Here is a 16996-nt window from a genome sequence, read left to right on the forward strand (position 1 = left end):
CATTAAGAACAAAGCTTTCTTTCTTTTAGTCATTCAATTCATAATGACTACCCTTTACAAGGTAGAAAATATTCTCTGAAATATTGGTCGTATGATCGGCCATACGCTCAATGTATCGGCAGATGAAGCTCAATTGGGTAATTTCAGGAATCAAATCCGGATGGTCTTTTGTCAACTGAAGTAGCTCACGGATGTTTTGACCGTAAAGCTCGTCCACTTGGTCATCCATGTCTGCTACTTTTTTTGCCAAGACTACATCCTCATCATAATATGCTTTCAATGCAAGTGATAGCATTTCTGTTGCTATGCTATGCATTTTCTCAATTTTCTCAATCTGGATGATTGGTTGTGTATTCTTACCGATTCTTATCGTCGATTTTGCAATATTTACGGCAAAATCTGCGATTCGTTCTACATCCGTGGAAATTTTAATCGCTACAAAGATTCTACGTAAATCAATCGCCACTGGCTGTTGTTTGGCAATAAGAAGAATGGCAAAGTCATTAATCTCTTCATCTAAACGGTCTGCCTTGTTGTCCTCTTCAATAATTTGAAGTGCAAGGTCCACGTTTTGATTTGTTAAGGCGTCAATGGATTTACCCATTGCAATTTCAGCCAAACTTCCAAGTTCCAATAATTTATCTCTTAACGCTTCTAAATCCACATGAAATTGACGCAATACCATCTACCTCTTCCTTTCTCGACCTTTATTATCCGAAACGACCAGTAATATAGTCTTCTGTACGTTTATCTGAAGGATTGGAGAACAATTTATCTGTTTCAGAATATTCTACCACTTCTCCATTTAAGAAGAAAGCTGTTCTATCGGATATACGTGCAGCCTGTTGCATATTATGCGTAACAATGACAATACTATAGTCTTTCTTTAGTTCTTGAACGAGTTCTTCCACTTTAAGCGTAGAGATAGGGTCAAGTGCAGATGTTGGTTCATCCATTAAGATTACGTCAGGCTCGATAGCCAAACAACGAGCGATACATAGACGCTGCTGTTGTCCACCGGAAAGACCGTAAGCATTTTCTTTTAGGCGGTCCTTCACTTCATCCCAGATAGCTGCTCCACGTAAGCTTTTTTCCACAATTTCATCAAGGACTTTTTTGTTACGAATGCCATGAATTCTTGGTCCATAGGCAATATTGTCATAAATGGATTTCGGAAACGGATTAGGTTTTTGGAATACCATTCCTACATTTGTTCTTAGTTCTTCTACTTTGTAGGATTTACCTAAAATATTCTTCTCACGATAAAGGATGTCACCAGAAACCCTCACACTTGGAACCAGTTCCACCATTCGGTTCAATGTCTTGATATAAGTGGATTTCCCGCATCCGGAAGGTCCGATAATTGCCGTCACTTCGTTTTCATAGATCGGCAAATTGATGTTTTTTAACGCTAAATTTTCGCCATACCATAGGTTTAAATCTTTTGTATGATACACAATGCTTATGTCTTTTGGAGTGATTGTTTTAGAAGAAATGTTCTTCGTTTCACGCTCAGGTACCGTAATTTGCATAGATGATTCCTCCTAGGATTAAAATCTTCTTTGGAATTTATTTCGAATAACAACTGCTATGGAATTCATGACTAATAAAATGAAAAGTAGTACTACGATAGTAGCTGCTGCTAAGTTCGCATATTCTGCGACAAGAGCTGCATCAATTGTCCAGTAGTAAATTTGCATCGGAAGAACCGTAAATTTGTCAAAAATCCCTTCTGGTAGCGGAATCAACAACGCTGGAATTCCCAATACAACTAGTGGAGCAGTTTCCCCGATAGCACGGGATAACGCAAGGATTACTCCTGTTAAAATACCCGGTAATGAAGCTGGCAAAACGATATTCTTGATTGTCTGCCATTTAGTCGCACCCATTCCGTAGGATGCTTCTCTTAAGTAACCAGGAACAGAGCGAATTGCTTCTTGACTAGCTACTACTACGATAGGAAGAACTAACAATGCCATTGTCAAACCACCAGCCAGAACGATATTTCCAAGGCCAGCCGCTCTCACAAATATAGTTAATCCCAAAATACCAAATACAATGGAAGGTACACCTGCCAAGTTAGAAATGTTTGTTTGTAAAAATCGTTGTAGGCGTCCTTTTTTTGCATACTCTTCTAAATATATAGCCGTTCCAACTCCAAGAAACAAAGTGATTGGGGCAACGACTAACATTAGCCATAAAGTACCCATAATGGCACCCATGATTCCAGCTCGATCTGCCATTGTGGAAAGTTTATTCGTAATAAATTGAAGATCAATCCAACCCATACTTTGTGAAATAACACGGTAAAAAAGAATAACCAGTACAACAAGACCAAGTAATGTCGCTGCTAAAAATAATGATTTAGCAATTTTGTTCACCGTTAGTCTTGAATTCATTTTCTTTTGTACTTGCGTTGCATCAACATACTTCATCTTAATATTCCTCCCTATACTTGCGAGAGATATACTGGGCGATCAAATTCATGACAAGTGTAAACACGAACAGTGTCATCGCAACAGCATACAAGCTATAATATAAAGTTGAACCAGCTGGTGCATCTCCACCGGTTACTTCCACAATGTATGCAGTCATCGTTTGCATAGATTGTGTGACGTCAAACGTGAAATTCTTTGTACTTCCACTCGCAATCGTTACAATCATCGTTTCTCCGATTGCACGGGAAATAGCTAGAACAAATGATGCGACAATTCCAGACATAGCTGCAGGAACGACTACTTTCCACGCTACCTCAAGTTTCGTTGATCCGAGTGCTAATGCTCCTTCTCTCATTGCATTAGGTACGGAGCTCATTGCATCTTCCGATAAAGAGGCAACCATTGGAATAATCATAATTCCCATTACTATTCCTGGACTGAGGATATTGGTTGGTTCTAAACCAGGAATGATTTGTCTTAATAGAGGTGTTACAAAAGTGAATGCAAAGAATCCGTAAACGATTGTAGGTATACCTGCTAGCACCTCTAAGATAGGTTTTAAAATTCTTCGTACTCTATCCGATGCATATTCACTTAAGAAAATTGCACTCATTAAACCGATAGGAATTGCCACAACCATTGCAATAACGGAGGAAATAATCGTTCCTGTCAACAAAGGAAGCACACCAAATTGTGCATTTTCCCCTAAAGGTTTTAACTGTGTACCAGTAAAGAAATCAAGAAACGGAATCCTAGTAAAGAATTCTACTGTTTCAAATAATAAAGTAAAAATGATACCTAATGTTGTAAAAATAGAAATTGTTGCGATACCCAAAAGAAACTTTGGCACAAACGCTTCAATAAACCGATTTGTGTTCAGAGTCGTCTTTTTCTTATTGATTAACTCTCTCACATTGATGCTATCTTTCTGATTAGCCAATTTGAAATCCCCTTTCATCCTTTACCCTAACGTAACAAGGACCATCCAAAGCCTATTTTAAAAAATACATAGAGGAAGATGAGCAGCAAGAAGCCCCTCATCTTCCCTGAAAACTTACTTTAAACCTTCAAGCTCTTCTACTGCAGCTTTGATTTCTTCATCTTTCAATGGAGCAAATCCTGTTTCACTTGCAACAGTTTGTGCATTTTCCATTGTGTAGATTGCATAGTCAAGTACTTGAGGCTTTTCTTTCGCCATACCTACATTCAAGTAAGTGTATACTGGACGAGTGAAGTTTGCATAGTCACCGTCTTCAGCGATTGTGTCAAGAGATGGTTCTACAGGACCGTTACCGAAGTCAACTTTTACAGCAGTTAATTTATCTGTGTTGCTTGCATAGTAACCATAACCGAAGAATCCGATAGCGTTTTTATCTTTAGAAACTAGGTCTACTAGTGTAGAGTATTCTTGTTGTAAGTTAACACCTTCAACTAAGTCTTTTTCTTCAAGGATTTTTTCCCAGAAGAATTCATATGTTCCGTGGTTTTCATTTGGACCGTAAGCTTTGATTGGCTCATTCGGGAAGTCTGGGTTGATATCAGACCAGTTCTTGATATTGCCTTCAGCTAAGAAGATCTTTTTCACATCTTCTTCTGTTAATTCTTTAGCCCAGTCGTTTTCTTTATTGATTACGATTGTTAAACCGTCAAGTGCAACTTTCATTTCCTTTACTTCCATGCCAAGCTCATCAGCTTGTGCTTTCTCTTCATCTTTAATTGTACGAGACGCGTTATTGAAATCAGTTCCGTCTTCTACTAGGAACTTCTTAAATCCAGCAGATGTACCAGCACGACTTACTTCAACAGAAACGCCCTCTTGAGCTTCAGTCATGTATTTTTCAGCCATTAGAGACATAAAAGGAAATACTGTTCCAGACCCATCAATTACTACACTACCTTCAAGTTCTTCTCCGCCTTCAGCTGAAGACCCTTCGTTACCACCGTTGTTTGCATTCCCACATGCTGCAGCGAATACTGCAAGTGATGCAACGATAGCTAGTAATAAAAAACGTTTGAAGCTTTTCATTTCTTTATTCCCCCTAAGGTTTTTGTTTTTGTTGATATTGATGTTTCTGTCTTTATCTTGCCCTACGAATAATAGAATATAACTTATGTGTTAACTGTGTATGAATCAAATGTAAAGGTTTTGTAAATGTCGCTTTTTTTGTAGTTTTATTGGCCAAAATGGATTATTTTAGTGCATCTTTGCTATTGTAATTTTTATGAAGGGGTATAAGGACACAAAAAAGCACCCCGAGTTGGAGTGCTTCTTTACTATTACTTACTCTGTTTCTTCTTCGTTAGTTTGTTCTTCTGATTCTTCTTGTTTTTCATCCTCGTTTTCTCCATTAGCACGTTCTTTCTTTAAGTTGAAGTAAGCATCCATAACCGCATCACCAATTCGTGTACTTATTCCTCCTGTTACATTAAAGTCCGTAGATGCATAAGGAACCATAATGGCAAAAGCAATTTCTGGATCGTCATAAGGAGCATAACCTACTAAATTAAAGTTCAGCGTCTCGTAAGAACGTTTCTCTCCATTAGGAAGTGTTTCTATATACCTTGATTGTGCTGTTCCTGATTTTCCTGCAGGTTTATATTCCTTCATTTTAGAACTTTTTGCCGTTCCTCGCGTTCCATGATAAACCCTGATAAAACCGTCCTGTACTCGCTTAACCTGGCTATCTGTCATGTCTACCCTGTTTAAAACTTTAGGTTCAAATGGTTCCACTACACGACCCAAACCTTCTCCATTATTTGGTTCTCTAATTTCCTTAACTAATTGAGGCTGCATTCTATAACCGCCGTTTGCAATAGTAGAAACGTATTGAGCGAGTTGAAGAGTAGTGTAAGTATCATATTGTCCGATAGATAAATCTAGAAGTAGACCTGGGATACTAGTATCTGTGCCTTCAACTCCTGAAGATTCCCTAGGAAGGTCAATGCCAGTTTCTACCCCTAATCCAAATTGGGCTAAATATGATCGGAATGTATCATAGGCTGCCGGAGGGATAAATAATGGCTGCCTCGGCTGGTAATTAGCACCAGCAATAGCCATAGCAATTCTAAACATATACACGTTAGAGGACCTTTCAAGAGCAGTTAAATCATTAATACTCCCCATATTTGTGTATGAAGCTTTTTTAAGTGCATCATTTCCTCGCCCGATATAAACTGGCGCGTCATATAGGTAGGATCCGGGTTGAATTACACCATGCTGAAACCCAGCTAGCACGGAAGCTCCTTTTACCGTTGAACCTGGTTCATAAGCTTCTTGAATAGCACCCAATGCATTATCATAGATCTTTAATTGCCCATCTTCTTCATCTCGGATTAATTGTTTTCCTGCAAGTGAAAGCACTTCACCGGTTTTGGGATTCATGACGACTACAAAAGCACGGTCTAGAAATCTCGCCTTGGCACTGGGGGTTGCTCTCGTTTGAAGCATTTCTTCAATTAATACTTCTTCGACTTTCTGCTGGAATTCCATATCAATCGATAAGATCAAATCTTTACCACGTTGTCCATCATAAACCTTTTCCTGACGAAGCAAATTTCCACCTGTATCTGTCACATTACGCACTCTTGCCTTTTGACCTTGAAGAACATTTTCGTATTGTGCTTCTAATTGTGAGGTACCGATACGATCATTTCTACTATATCCACGTGCAAGAAACTCATCAATCTTTTCACTTGGTATCCCTGACTCTGAAGTTGAAACTTTGCCAAAAACAGAATCTAGAGTTGATCCATAGGCATAAGATCGAATGAAATCTGTTGTAATATCTACACCAGGCAAGTCTGTCAGCATTTCACTAACCATGGCAAATTCTTTTGCCGTCACATTTTGGTTTTTAACTATTTGGGGGGTCAATGCATACCCTTTATTAAATTCACGAAAAATAGCAAGTACCTCTTTTTCTTCTTCCGTAATCTCATCTAATTGCTCTTTCGTAATTCTATCTAATTGCAAATCGTATAAGTCACTTTCTTCTATATCACCATCTGCAACCTTTTTTCTGTCTTTATCTGTTATTAATTTTGCCGCTTCTTCAGGTCGGGTCAAAATCCAATAGTCTTTCTTATCCCTCTCCTGAATCTTTTCAGTATCCATCGTTATTATTTCAGAAAGTTTTTTTGCAACCTCCAACTGTTCCTTTGAGGAGGTGGATTGCATTCTCGTATATGTAATCGCATTTAATGGGGTGTTGTCTACAACTACATTACCATTGCGATCATAAATTTTCCCTCTTGGTACTAACGTATTTACCGTTACGTTCTCGGTCCGGTCTACCTCTTTCCTGTAATCTTCCCCGAAAACAATTTGGACAAATCCAAGTCTTAATATGAGGGCTGAGAACAGTAAAAAAACCGCAAAAAACAAAAGGTTTAAGCGCGAGGGGACGTAATTTTTCTTTTTCTTTTTTTGCTTTTGATTGGTCATCCTTTACACCTTTTCATTAATTATTTCGAGTGGCTACTAGAAGCAACTTGTTTATAAAAAGTAAGAGACACCTACGTTAGTTTGTATAGGTGTCTGTGTCTTTATCTATTGTAAAGGAAATCGCAATAAATTTCTATTAATAAATCCCTATTAAGGAGTTGATTCTCCTTCCCCGTCTCGCAAAGTTGTCACAATTGGGTGTGGTTCATCTTTTGGAGAAGGAATCGGTTCTAATTCTACTTTGCGGACAAATGGATAGATTAATGCGTGTCCCGCTCCAATCACACACATTAAGATCGGAATACTTTTTTGCGTATCAAAAAAGATGACAGAAATTAAAAACAAGATAATAGAAGTAATCCGTCCTAAATTCAGGAAAATTTCCCTGACAACAATATATTCAATGCGCATCTCTGCTGCTTTCCACCCTCTGCCAATCACATCGTAGGTTAAGGATACATATGGAACTAACAACAACGGATAGGCAATTGCGATGGTTACTGCGTACATAAGCAACTTGACATAAGTTAACTCAAAGATAAGAAAGAATATCGCTCCATACAATATCAATCCTCCAAAAAGGATCGCTTTTTTCCTGAACTCTTTCTTAATAAGTCTCGTCGCCAGATAGTAACAGACAAATGCAACAGCTGAGTTTAACAATCCAAATGTACCTAGTGCCATTTCACTGTTTGTCGTAATAAATACCAAGACAGAAACTGCAAAAAGGAAAGTACCTTCACGTAACCCTTGAAAAAAGTGTGCATTCGTTATGTATCCCCAATTCGCATTATTTTTTCTCTCTTGCAAAATTCGCCGTAATTCGAAACTTCCTTCTGCCCCTCGCCTTTTTAAAAATAGACTTAAGATTACTGCAGCAAAAAAAAGAATGAGGGAGATGGTGAAAATTACTGTGTACCCAGTAAACTTTTCTAATGTAGAGATAATATAACCTGCCGCAAAAGGTCCAATCATTCCTCCTACTGAAGTCAATATCCCCAAAAATCCATTAAAAAAGTCCCTGGTTTCTGGCTCGGTAATTTCAAATGTCAATACGTTGAAAGCAAGCCAGTAGAAACCATATCCTATCCCAAGCAGTGCTCCCAACAGCAATAAATAGGTGGAAGCTTTGTCCCCAATGAACAAAACAAACAAATAAAAAAGTGCTAAGAATACGACTCCTAAACGTAGCACAATGACACGATCGATTTTTTTTGCCCATCTTCCTGCCAAAATAAATGTTAATGGTTGAAAAATAACGATTGCTAAATTGTAGAAGCCCAGATCGCTGAATTCGCCTGATTGCTTCCAAAGGTACACATTTACAAATGTATTGGATAGAGCGATGCTGAGAGAATAAAGTCCACCGATGATTAATAGTAGCATCAGGTCTTTGTTTACTTCGACATCGCCGATTAGTTTTTTTAGTGCAGCCATTATTACCCCGCTCCTTTATCTAGGTTTATTGTGGCTAAAAGGAGTGGGAGTTATGTACTTTGATTTTTCAACATCTTGAGGCAACTGTTTAACTCCGCTGTTGATTTCCGCAAATAGCTTCGCTTTCCTAGGGGCGCTGCTGGAGCCTCCTCGGCTACGCCTGCGGGGTCTCCACCTAGCGCTATCTCCCTCAGGAGTCTTCGCCTTTTGCTACAATCACCAGCTATAGAACACATAAAAAAACTAAAACTCCCATCCACTTATGGATGAGAGTTTATGGGTTAGAAATTATTTTGCTTCGTTGTAAAGTTTTCCTACTACATCCCAGTTAATTACATTGAAGAATGCGTTGATGTAGTCAGGACGGCGGTTTTGGTAGTTTAGGTAGTAAGCGTGCTCCCAAACGTCAAGGCCAAGAACTGGAGTCTTGCCTTCCATTAATGGAGAATCTTGGTTTGGCGTGCTTGTAATTTCAAGTTCGCCGTTGTTTACCACTAACCAAGCCCAACCAGAACCGAAACGTGTAGCTGCAGCTTTTGCAAACTCATCTTTGAAGTTGTCAAAGCTACCAAATTTGCTAGTAAGAGCGTCAGCCAAATCACCGTTTGGAGAAGTAGCGCCACCTGGAGTTAAGATATTCCAGAAAAGACTGTGGTTCGCGTGACCACCACCGTGGTTGCGAACAGCTGTTTTGATGTTTTCAGGAACTGCATCCATATTGGAAATTAGCTCCTCTACACTTTTACCTTGAAGTTCTGCTTGTCCTTCAAGTGCAGCGTTAATACCAGTTACGTAAGTATTGTGATGCTTTGTGTGGTGAATGTTCATTGTTTCTTTGTCAATGTGAGGCTCCAATGCGTCGTATGCATAAGGTAATTGTGGTAGTTCGTATGCCATAATTATCTCCTCCTAATGGTTATGTAATAAAATTGAACCAAAAAAGCAAGACTTTTGGTCCGTTAGTTTCAGATTACCAAAACTTGTACAATCTTTCAATTAATCTGCTTGACTTCCTGAAAATAATTATTCCCTATTAAATAGATAACTCTTGGGACAAGCGATACATACTTTCATCAATCTTATGTGGCATGGAGAATACTTCATCAAAAGAATAATCAACTATCTGATTTTTTTCCATTCCCACTGCCCTGCCGGCTTTTCCTTCCATTAATAATTCAACAGCGCGACCCCCTAGTCGACTTGACAGGACACGGTCAAATGCAGTTGGTGTTCCTCCTCTTTGTATATGTCCAAGAACAGATACCCGTGTTTCTAATTGTGTTTCTGTTTCAATCAGTTTAGCAAAATCCATTCCACTGCTAACACCTTCAGCAAGGACAATGATCGTATGTTTTTTCCCTCTTTTTTGCCCACTCTTTATTCGCCCTACTACATCTTGGAGTTTAAACCCTATCTCAGGGATGATAATAGTCTCTGCTCCACCTGCTAGACCTGCCCATAAAGCGATATCCCCTGCATGACGGCCCATCACTTCAATAATAAATGTACGTTCATGAGAAGTTGCAGTATCTCTTATTTTATCGATAGCGTCAATTACTGTGTGAAGTGCTGTATTAAATCCGATAGTATAATCTGTTCCAGCGATGTCATTGTCAATGGTTCCTGGCAAACCAATACACGGAAAACCATGTTCGGTTAGCTTTTGTGCGCCACGGTAAGATCCATCTCCGCCAATAACCACTAGTCCTTCAATTCCGTGTTTGTTCAACTGTTCTATACCTTTTTGCTGCCCTTCAAGGGTTTTGAATTCTTCACTTCTAGCTGTATATAGAACGGTTCCGCCGCGGTGGATGATATCTCCAACAGATCCAAGCTCCAATTTTTTTATATTACCAGCCATAAGTCCTGCATACCCCTGATAGATACCATATACATTTAAGTTGTGGTATATTGCTTTTCTTACTACAGCCCTTACAGCCGCATTCATTCCAGGCGAGTCTCCGCCACTTGTTAAAACTCCAATTGACTTCAAGTTATTCACTCCTTTATTGTACCTACTATTGCTATAGCACAAATGTGTCCTTTTCAAACACTTCTAGTATAACCTTGTTTATATGAAAATAAAGAACACAATGATCATTATCCCCTGGATAATCCCCTTCACCAATGCACTGCTGAAGAGACCGACGACAGACCCGAATCCGGCTTTCATGGAGGATTTTAAACCATTTCTATTAAACAGCAGTTCACCAATAACCGCTCCCAAAAAAGGCCCAAGAATAATACCAGCTATTGGGATCACAAATGGACCAACCAACAATCCAATAGTACTCCCCCAGATAGAGGCGTTGCTCCCGCCAAACTTTTTAACACCTAAAAGGTTTGCAAAATAGTCAGCGACAAATAGTAAGATGACAAATAATACGGTGATGGTCCAGAATAAAAAAGTCAGCTCTTCGAAAGAGAAAAGCACACCATAAAGAATAAATCCACCTACTAAAAAGAGCACACTTGGAATGATAGGATAGACGAGACCAACAAATGCAATGACAAATAATGCAATAATTACGGTCCAATACACGATTTCCACTACAAAACCCTCTTTCATAAATTTTAAAAAAACCAGACCCATAAGAGTCTGGTTTATTATACGTTATTAACTATTATAAAGTTTCGTGATCTTCGCCTAGAACTGCCTCTGCGATATTTACAGCATGATCGCCAATTCGCTCAAGGTTACTGATAATGTCAACAAACACAATTCCAGCTTGACCGGAGCATAATCCCTCATTCATACGTAAGATATGTTTCTTACGAAGTGAGCGCTCCATTTTGTCAATTTGATCTTCTTTCATACGAACGTCATTTGCAAGTGTTTTATCGTTTGTGCGAAGTGCTTCAATGGATTCTTTTACAGTAGAAACTGTTAGTGAGAACATTTCCTCTAGATCTTTCTCAGCAGCCTCTGTTAACTCCACTTTGTTTGCAATTTGATAATCCACTAACTCGACGATGTTCTCGAAGTGGTCACCGATTCTTTCGATATCTCTTACTGTATCCATTAATACAGAATGTTCTTCTGACTCAGTATCTGATAAAGAACTTGAAGATAATTTTACAAGATAGTCAGTAATTTTTCTATCAAGGTTATTAATCGCTTCTTCCACTTGATAAGCTTGTTCAGAGTACTTCGTAACACCAGTCTTTAAATATTCGTGTGTAGATTCAAGTCCAACAACAGAATATTCACCCATTCGAAGCACTTCTTCCTTAGCTTGTCCTAAAGCAAGTGATGGTGATTGTTCAATAAAAATAGGATCAAGATGCTTAGGCTTATATTCTACAAAGCTGTCTTCACCTGGAATGATTTTTGTTACAATCAGCGCAAGTAGACCGATAAACGGTAATTGGATTAAAACATTGGCAATGTTAAATGATCCATGTGCAAACGCAATCGTCATCTCCGGGTTCAGATCAAGTTTTTGTTGCAGAAATTCCACATATGCTTGGAAAGGAATCAACAATATTAAAACAATGACTGTACCCAATACATTAAATAGTACATGGGATAATGCAGCACGTCTTGCAGCAACGCTTGCACCAAGAGCAGCTAAAACAGCTGTAATCGTAGTACCAATATTGTCTCCAAAAAGTACAGGTAATGCAGCTCTAAGATCCATTGCGCCTTGTCCGTAAAGTTCTTGCAGAATCCCTACCGTAGCACTTGAACTCTGAACAATAACGGTAAAGACCGTTCCAACAACTACCCCAAGAATTGGGTTATCACTCATGGTTACCGTTAAATCAATGAATGCCGGCAACTCTCGTAGTGGTTTAAGTCCACCACCCATGATCTTCAACCCATAAAATAATGTACCAAAACCAAAGACTATCTGACCGAAGTATTGGATTTTCTGATTTTTAAAGAAGAATAACAAGATAGCACCTACCGCGATAATTGGTAGGGCATATTCATCTATTTTAATACCGATGATGAATGCTGTTACGGTTGTCCCGACGTTTGCACCCATTATTACACCAATCGCTTGGCGAAGTGTCATGAACCCTGCACTTACAAGACCTACCGTTAGTGCTGTTGTTCCTGAACTAGATTGTATCAGAATGGTTACGATAATCCCTGCAAACACACCCATTAGGGGATTCGTAGTAAACCTATCTAATATATCTCTCAACTTATCACCAGCTGATTTCTGCAGTCCGTCACCCATGTATTTAATCCCGAAAAGGAAAATACCCAGACCACCAATAAATTCAAAAATTAACTTCTGAACATCCAAGTCCAATACATTCAACCCCTTAATAAAAACTATCTAACATCGACAAAAATCTACAAAACCAAATACAATTATTAACCTAATATCATTCTAATGTAAATACCCTTCACGATAAATTTACATTATCTTTACAAACTGTAACTTGAAATTTACATTAGTGACTGTTATGCAATTAATTATTGTTCACTTACTCAATTTAAGATAACATGAAATGGATATATTACTTTAAAAGGACTGATAGGAATTGACTATTTTCTCTCAATTTATAAAGAGCATGTATTCCCCAAAAGCAATGGCATCCTTTCGCTTTCAAGGAATAGGTAAGACCATATTATACGTATTTTTTCTTGTTCTTATATCTTCTATTCCCATGTTTATCACTTTTGGAACTAGTGCAGTGAAACTAGTGAATAGTACAGAAGAATTTTTGCAAGATGAATCCCCAGACTTTTATATTCAGAACGGAGAATTTTTTGCAGATATAGAAGCACCTTTCATTGTAGATGAAGAAGGTTTTGCAATTATTTTGGACCCTGAAAATGAGTTATCGTTAAATGAGATTTACTCTTACGGTGATGTTGTAGCCATCCAGTCAAAGGAAATAATATTTAAAGGAGCAGGACAGACCGATTTTATCCCATTAAGTGATTTTCAGGGAACAAAAGTAGCAAAAGAGGACTTACTTCAATTTATGGACTCTGTGGGAAGCGCATTTCCTATCATCATTACAGTACTAATAGTAGTAGGGTATCTATTTTTTACAGCTACTAAATTCATTCAAATCTCTATTTTAGGTATGTTTGGCTTACTACTTAAGAATATGTTAAAAAGAAATAATTTACAGTACCGACATACATGGGTCTTAGCTGCTTATGCTGTCACGCTTCCTACATTAATTTTCACGATTCTTCAGGCAAGCAGTTTAGTACTACCATATTCATCATTAATTAGCTTTGCTGTGTCTCTTTTTATACTCTATCTTATTATTAAGGAAGTAAAAATTAAAAAGCCGACTACCACCATTAATTAATAAAAAAAGCACCGACAAATTTCACATAATTTGTCGGTGCTTTTTTGTTATTTTTATCTTGAACAAGCATATAGTTAAATATGCTTGTCTGAGGGGGAAGTTAAAAATGATCCGATTATTCGTTGCAGCTCTAATTCTCGTTACCGTCTACAGCATCTATTACGATTTATCATCAGGCACCATCCCTGAGCCTGCCGCTCCTGTTGCAGCTCCTGTTCCGGTTACTAGTCCTGATACAGAATCAGAAAGTTCCACCCTTTCCTCAACCACTAACAACCTTTACATAGAAGTTGAAATAAAAGCTGGCGATACCGTACTCACTGTCGCGGAAAAGATTGCAAACAAACCAATTCCAGTCTCCATCACACAACTTGTAGAAGACTTCCAAAATCTAAACGAAGGCATCACCCCAGAAAAAATCCAAATAGGCAAAACCTACAAGTTTCCTGTCTACTAACAGCCAGGAAACTTTTACATTATATATAAATTGAAATAGACAACCCAGTTGATTGAAGTGGAAGGAGCGCAGACTCCCGCGGGAGAAAACAACCGTTAGTTCCAGTCTCCTGAGAGTCAGGAAACTTTTTCACTTGTCAGATGTGATTACGATTGTTAAAATATGTTGGGAGTTAGTGGATAATACTAGCTTTTTCTCTCATTACAAGCTACTCTTATGAATAAAGATGTTTTGATCTGTAGATCATTCCTAAAGGAGCGATTCACTCGTGAATGAAATAATACATCGTACAAAAACACGCCCGGTTAAAGTTGGAGACATTACAATCGGCGGCAGTAACGAACTATTTATCCAAAGTATGACAACAACTAAGACACATGACGTAGAAGCAACGGTAGCAGAAATTAAACGCTTGGAAGAAGCCGGCTGTCAGGTAGTCCGTGTAGCATGTCCGGACGAGCGCGCAGCTAATGCCATCGCTGACATAAAAAAACAAATTAACATCCCGCTAGTTGTAGATATTCATTTTGATTACAAACTGGCTCTTAAAGCAATTGAAGGCGGAGCAGATAAAATCCGTATCAATCCTGGTAACATCGGCCGACGCGAAAAAGTAGAAGCCGTTGTAAAAGCGTGTAAAGAAAAAGGTATTCCAATTCGCATCGGTGTAAATGCAGGATCTTTGGAAAAACGTATTATTGAAAAATACGGGTACCCAACTGCAGATGGCATGGTGGAAAGTGCACTTCATCACATCAAAATTTTAGAAGACCTAGATTTCCACGATATCATTGTTTCTATGAAGGCATCTGATGTAAACCTAGCTATTGAAGCATACGAAAAAGCAGCAAAAGCTTTTGACTATCCACTTCATTTAGGTATTACAGAATCAGGAACCCTTTTTGCAGGTACAGTAAAAAGTGCTGCCGGTCTTGGAGCAATTTTAAGTAAGGGCATCGGAAACACGTTACGTATTTCCTTAAGCGCTGATCCTGTTGAAGAAGTAAAGGTTGCACGTGAACTATTGAAATCTTTTGGTTTATCATCTAATGCAGCAACACTTATTTCTTGTCCTACATGTGGACGAATTGAAATTGATTTGATCAGTATTGCAAATGAAGTAGAGGAATACATCTCTACGATTAAGGCACCAATTAAAGTAGCTGTACTTGGTTGTGCTGTAAATGGACCTGGGGAAGCACGCGAAGCTGATATTGGTATTGCCGGCGCACGTAACGAAGGATTACTTTTCCGCAAGGGAGAAATTGTCCGCAAAGTGCCTGAAGCTACCATGGTGGAAGAATTAAAGAAAGAAATCGATAAAATTGCAGAAGAATACTTTGCAAAACAAGAAGAAGAAAAGGCAAAAGCTTGACACCAATTGGTGCCAAGCTTTTTTTTTGCCGTTTAAATGGATAAACCATTTAGGTGGTGTTAAAACAATGGTAGAACAAAGATCCCAACGACAATGGAAACGATACCGATTCCAATTGCCCATGCTCCTAACCCTGTTGCCCCACGCTTGCGGGCAATAAAGCCGACGATAATACCGGCAGCTCCCATAATGATTGGTAGGAAGAACAACGACAGGATGGATAAGGCTAACCCTAAAATCCCTAGTCCTCGTCCACTCATTCCCATTACGTCACTGCGCTCTTCTTCAAAAATTGCTTCGCGTTCTCTGCTTCTGTCAGATTGTACAACAGGAGGCACTGCAGCAACCTCAGCTGCATGCTCTTCTAAAAAGTCCCGATGTCCCTTCGCTCTAGAAACATGAGGTTCTTCATAAGCCAAGTCTGAATCAAAACGGTCAAGTTTCTCTTCGTTTTTCTCAAATTCACTTGCCATTCGTATCCCTCGCTTTCTTAAGAAGTTAGGAGCATTAATTAGTATGAGCAACTCAAGGCAAAATCATCTGTGTCAAACTTTGTTAAGTTTTGTTACCTCTCCTTCAGTAAATTGACTAAGAAATAAACAGAAAAAAGGACAAAATATGATAAAATAAGTGTAGCAATAGGACTGGAGGCAATTATGAGAAAAAGATTTGGGATTGACATTGACGGGACGTTAACCTGCCCTTCGACTTTTGTACCTTTTATCAATCAAACACTAAACAAAAATATAACTTTAGATGATATGAAACAATATGATTTGACCCCTCTTATGGGTTTAGATGAAGCAGGTTTTTGGAAATGGATGGACGAGATGGAACCAATAATTTATCAGGATGCACCACTTGCCCAAGGAGCAAAATCAGTTGTGCAACGATGGAAAGATGAATTTGAACTCTATTTTATCAGCGCCCGCAGAAACCATTTATTTGAAGTCACAGAAAACTGGTTCACTAAGCAAGCCATTGATTACGACCACTTAGAATTAATTGGTACACACAATAAAATTGCTGCAGTAAAAAAACATAACATAGAACTTTTCTTTGAAGATAAACACGATAATGCCTGTGATATAAGTGAAGAATGTGACATACCTGTCATATTATTTGATACTCCATACAACAGGGAACCTATTCCTGCAAACGTACACAGAGTCTTCAGTTGGAAAGAGGCAGACCAAAAAGTACAATCGATACTACAAACAATTAGCGCTTCACGATAAAAAATAAAGGAGAGTGGATTAACTTACATCCACTCCCCTTTTTAATTTGACCTAGACATCGCCAACAGAAGTTTGCTTTCAATTGCCTTTACAAAGTCTTCTGTACTAAGATCTGTTCTATTTGATCCCATATCACGGATCATCAACATAATGTCTACAAGATCCTCTCTTTTTAGAGAGGAAAACTGTCCGCTCTTCGCTGTCATCTCATACACCCTTACGCATCTTTTAGAACATGTTTCGTGTTTAACCGTCCATTTTCAGAGGGCACACATGTAAAATGGGAGGTAATTACTATATATGAGATAATTCTAAATCTGT

At 38.5% G+C, this 16996-nt stretch carries 17 protein-coding genes; 4 read left to right on the forward strand and 13 right to left on the reverse strand.

Annotated features, from left to right (window positions below):
• Window positions 1–25: 25 nt before the first annotated feature.
• The 11 genes from phoU to AAV98_RS07965 form a co-directional block, all read right to left on the reverse strand.
• Entirely contained in the window at window positions 26–685 is a 660-nt protein-coding gene (gene phoU / locus AAV98_RS07910) for a phosphate signaling complex protein PhoU (protein WP_060665018.1), read from the reverse strand.
• Window positions 686–710: 25 nt separating this feature from the next.
• On the reverse strand, window positions 711–1532 hold the full coding sequence (gene pstB / locus AAV98_RS07915) for a phosphate ABC transporter ATP-binding protein PstB (RefSeq protein ID WP_060665019.1): 822 nt from the start codon (window positions 1530–1532) through the stop codon (window positions 711–713).
• Between the two features lie 18 nt (window positions 1533–1550).
• Window positions 1551–2435, reverse strand: coding sequence for a phosphate ABC transporter permease PstA (gene pstA / locus AAV98_RS07920; protein WP_060665020.1), 885 nt, complete (start codon window positions 2433–2435; stop codon window positions 1551–1553).
• Window position 2436: 1 nt separating this feature from the next.
• Entirely contained in the window at window positions 2437–3396 is a 960-nt protein-coding gene (gene pstC, locus AAV98_RS07925) for a phosphate ABC transporter permease subunit PstC (protein ID WP_060665021.1), read from the reverse strand.
• Window positions 3397–3492: 96 nt separating this feature from the next.
• Window positions 3493–4464, reverse strand: coding sequence for a PstS family phosphate ABC transporter substrate-binding protein (locus AAV98_RS07930; RefSeq protein ID WP_060665022.1), 972 nt, complete (start codon window positions 4462–4464; stop codon window positions 3493–3495).
• A 255-nt stretch (window positions 4465–4719) separates the two neighbouring features.
• Window positions 4720–6882 carry a peptidoglycan D,D-transpeptidase FtsI family protein gene (locus AAV98_RS07935; protein ID WP_060665023.1) on the reverse strand — a complete coding sequence of 721 codons (2163 nt, stop codon included), beginning with the start codon at window positions 6880–6882 and terminating at the stop codon, window positions 4720–4722.
• A gap of 150 nt (window positions 6883–7032) precedes the next feature.
• Complete coding sequence (locus tag AAV98_RS07940; RefSeq protein WP_082380826.1) at window positions 7033–8319, reverse strand: MFS transporter; 1287 nt, start codon at window positions 8317–8319, stop codon at window positions 7033–7035.
• 288 nt (window positions 8320–8607) lie between these two features.
• Entirely contained in the window at window positions 8608–9216 is a 609-nt protein-coding gene (locus tag AAV98_RS07950; RefSeq protein WP_060665025.1) for a superoxide dismutase, read from the reverse strand.
• A gap of 136 nt (window positions 9217–9352) precedes the next feature.
• Complete coding sequence (pfkA, locus tag AAV98_RS07955) at window positions 9353–10312, reverse strand: 6-phosphofructokinase (protein WP_060665026.1); 960 nt, start codon at window positions 10310–10312, stop codon at window positions 9353–9355.
• A gap of 78 nt (window positions 10313–10390) precedes the next feature.
• Window positions 10391–10870: a DUF456 domain-containing protein gene (locus tag AAV98_RS07960; protein ID WP_060665027.1), complete on the reverse strand. Its 480-nt coding sequence runs from the start codon at window positions 10868–10870 to the stop codon at window positions 10391–10393.
• 73 nt (window positions 10871–10943) lie between these two features.
• Window positions 10944–12584: a Na/Pi cotransporter family protein gene (locus AAV98_RS07965; RefSeq protein ID WP_060665028.1), complete on the reverse strand. Its 1641-nt coding sequence runs from the start codon at window positions 12582–12584 to the stop codon at window positions 10944–10946.
• A gap of 235 nt (window positions 12585–12819) precedes the next feature.
• On the opposite strand from AAV98_RS07965, the gene AAV98_RS07970 reads away from it, so the two are divergent.
• From AAV98_RS07970 to ispG, 3 genes are all read left to right on the forward strand, one after another.
• The gene (locus AAV98_RS07970) at window positions 12820–13605 is read left to right on the forward strand and encodes a DUF1189 domain-containing protein (RefSeq protein ID WP_197284264.1); all 786 of its coding nucleotides are present in this window, start codon (window positions 12820–12822) and stop codon (window positions 13603–13605) included.
• A 106-nt stretch (window positions 13606–13711) separates the two neighbouring features.
• Complete coding sequence (locus AAV98_RS07975; RefSeq protein ID WP_060665030.1) at window positions 13712–14062, forward strand: hypothetical protein; 351 nt, start codon at window positions 13712–13714, stop codon at window positions 14060–14062.
• Window positions 14063–14330: 268 nt separating this feature from the next.
• Window positions 14331–15437 (forward strand): flavodoxin-dependent (E)-4-hydroxy-3-methylbut-2-enyl-diphosphate synthase, encoded by a 1107-nt coding sequence (gene ispG / locus AAV98_RS07980; RefSeq protein ID WP_010194535.1) that lies wholly within the window; start codon window positions 14331–14333, stop codon window positions 15435–15437.
• A 59-nt stretch (window positions 15438–15496) separates the two neighbouring features.
• Here the strand turns inward: ispG and AAV98_RS07985 are convergent, their stop codons facing one another.
• Window positions 15497–15910 (reverse strand): DUF4190 domain-containing protein, encoded by a 414-nt coding sequence (locus AAV98_RS07985; RefSeq protein WP_060665031.1) that lies wholly within the window; start codon window positions 15908–15910, stop codon window positions 15497–15499.
• A gap of 183 nt (window positions 15911–16093) precedes the next feature.
• On the opposite strand from AAV98_RS07985, the gene AAV98_RS07990 reads away from it, so the two are divergent.
• Window positions 16094–16675, forward strand: coding sequence for a hypothetical protein (locus AAV98_RS07990; protein ID WP_197284266.1), 582 nt, complete (start codon window positions 16094–16096; stop codon window positions 16673–16675).
• Window positions 16676–16716: 41 nt separating this feature from the next.
• Here the strand turns inward: AAV98_RS07990 and AAV98_RS20235 are convergent, their stop codons facing one another.
• Entirely contained in the window at window positions 16717–16881 is a 165-nt protein-coding gene (locus tag AAV98_RS20235) for a hypothetical protein (RefSeq protein ID WP_156317695.1), read from the reverse strand.
• Window positions 16882–16996 lie beyond the last annotated feature (115 nt).

Origin of the sequence: Bacillus sp. CHD6a (assembly GCF_001293645.1) — a bacterium.
GTDB lineage: Bacteria > Bacillota > Bacilli > Bacillales > Bacillaceae_I > Sutcliffiella_A.

Coding starts and splice junctions, on each gene's coding strand:
- phoU (WP_060665018.1), bottom strand. CDS start 685: ATGGTATTGCGTCAATTTCATGTGGATTTAGAAGCGTTAAGAGATAAA.
- pstB (WP_060665019.1), bottom strand. CDS start 1,532: ATGCAAATTACGGTACCTGAGCGTGAAACGAAGAACATTTCTTCTAAA.
- pstA (WP_060665020.1), bottom strand. CDS start 2,435: ATGAAGTATGTTGATGCAACGCAAGTACAAAAGAAAATGAATTCAAGA.
- pstC (WP_060665021.1), bottom strand. CDS start 3,396: ATGAAAGGGGATTTCAAATTGGCTAATCAGAAAGATAGCATCAATGTG.
- AAV98_RS07930 (WP_060665022.1), bottom strand. CDS start 4,464: ATGAAAAGCTTCAAACGTTTTTTATTACTAGCTATCGTTGCATCACTT.
- AAV98_RS07935 (WP_060665023.1), bottom strand. CDS start 6,882: ATGACCAATCAAAAGCAAAAAAAGAAAAAGAAAAATTACGTCCCCTCG.
- AAV98_RS07940 (WP_082380826.1), bottom strand. CDS start 8,319: ATGGCTGCACTAAAAAAACTAATCGGCGATGTCGAAGTAAACAAAGAC.
- AAV98_RS07950 (WP_060665025.1), bottom strand. CDS start 9,216: ATGGCATACGAACTACCACAATTACCTTATGCATACGACGCATTGGAG.
- AAV98_RS07975 (WP_060665030.1), top strand. CDS start 13,712: ATGATCCGATTATTCGTTGCAGCTCTAATTCTCGTTACCGTCTACAGC.
- AAV98_RS07985 (WP_060665031.1), bottom strand. CDS start 15,910: ATGGCAAGTGAATTTGAGAAAAACGAAGAGAAACTTGACCGTTTTGAT.
- AAV98_RS07990 (WP_197284266.1), top strand. CDS start 16,094: ATGAGAAAAAGATTTGGGATTGACATTGACGGGACGTTAACCTGCCCT.
- AAV98_RS20235 (WP_156317695.1), bottom strand. CDS start 16,881: ATGACAGCGAAGAGCGGACAGTTTTCCTCTCTAAAAAGAGAGGATCTT.